1 protein-coding gene is annotated in these 798 nt (G+C 29.6%); it reads right to left on the bottom strand.

Annotated features, from left to right (window positions below):
• Positions 1–218 precede the first annotated feature (218 nt).
• Positions 219–798 (bottom strand): DNA alkylation repair protein (locus tag AB671_RS19910; RefSeq protein ID WP_228391008.1); only part of this gene is annotated, 580 nt, incomplete at its 5' end.

Genomic DNA, 798 nt, shown 5'->3' on the forward strand with positions numbered 1-798 from the left:
GTGTATAATAAAGCTGATTTAGCCCTTGTTGAAGTGGAACCAAATAAATACAGAAGAAAAGAAATTAAAGATTCAGACAATGATCTAAAGAAATTCTTAATCAAATTAAAAACTAAAATAATTAAGTAAAATAATCTAATACTTTTTTAATTAGATATTTATAAAGTATGATTAAATGGCTCATAAATGAATGATAAATTAAAAAAATAATCATTTTATCAATGACGATTTTTAACATAACTATACGTAAATGCAATATTGTTATCATCAAGATTCCATTTAGATATTTCATTTTCAATAAGTTCAGGGTGCTTTTTTTTTATATCCCTCAATGAGTTCCCTACTGACTTCCGAAGGTATTCGCTTGTGCTTGCTTTATGAATGGAAATAAGCTTTATTGCTTCGTCAGGGTATTCTCTGAAATAAGAACGGTTTGTCCAAATTCTCAATCCTTCTGTAACTGCTCTGCAAACGTTGGGATTTTCATTGGTTAACCATTCTTTGATCTGAGGTAGAGAATTTTCATATCCGCTATCCTTGCAGAATTGGTCAAATGCTTTTGCTATTATCTCTTGAACCTGCCAGCTACTATCTAGTTTAGCACGTTCTTTTAGAGTATGAAGAGCAGATTTGTCCTCAGAAGATATGAAACCTAAAATAAACACTGCGCATGACCGGATTTGATAAAAATTACTTTTTAACAGATTTAAAGCAATATTTTTAGAATCTATCATTGAATGTGAATCTATTATTTTTACTGCTTCCTCTTCGAAAGGTTTAAATCCATGATTAATCTTT

Origin of the sequence: Chryseobacterium sp. BGARF1 (assembly GCF_001677955.1) — a bacterium.
Lineage (GTDB): Bacteria > Bacteroidota > Bacteroidia > Flavobacteriales > Weeksellaceae > Chryseobacterium.